Source organism: Pontibacter pamirensis, from assembly GCF_010015475.1.
Classification (GTDB): domain Bacteria; phylum Bacteroidota; class Bacteroidia; order Cytophagales; family Hymenobacteraceae; genus Pontibacter; species Pontibacter pamirensis.
The window spans coordinates 1-615 of sequence record NZ_SSNI01000124.1; the positions used below are offsets into that span (position 1 = coordinate 1).

Sequence of the window (615 nt, forward strand, 5' to 3'; positions counted from 1 at the left end):
AGGGAGGCTCGTCCCGACGCAAGGCTTGTTTGAATTTCATAGCAGTAAGCAAACTAGTACTCTAGTGTTTAGCTACTTACCAGAATGAAAGTTGCAAAAGACTGGAAGTTATTAGACAGTCTGACGGTGTGGTGCAGCCGAATCCCGAAGCGTAGCAAGGGTTAAGGCTGAACTTGGTTAGGCGATGATATTAGTTCCAATTCCTTTGATAGACATACCAATTGTTAGAAACTTTTCTTACACTAATATATTCATCATCAGGCTCAAATATGGCATCCCTGTTTTGATAATATCGTAGTCCTGCATTACCCGTTTCTAAGAGCATGTTTAAATTTAGAGGATGAGCAAAAAAGAGCGAGTCAGTGCGTAAGCAATGGGTAACCAAACTCAAAAGCTTATGCAATCTCAATACAAGAGACTCACTGACTCGCAATGGGATATTGTGAAGGAATCACTGCCCACCCATCGGAAACGCAAACACTCGCTCCGGGTTATTGCCGACGCCATCTTTTGGTGTCTTCGCCTTGGCAACCAATGGCGCAACCTGCCGACGGAACTCTTTCCCAAGTGGCAGTTGGTGTACTACTACTTCAGCAGGTGGAAAGCGGACGGCAC

1 protein-coding gene is annotated in these 615 nt (G+C 45.0%); it reads left to right on the top strand.

The features are described from left to right. Window positions 1–397: 397 nt before the first annotated feature. Window positions 398–615 (top strand): transposase (locus tag E1919_RS27235; RefSeq protein ID WP_162056544.1); only part of this gene is annotated, 218 nt, incomplete at its 3' end.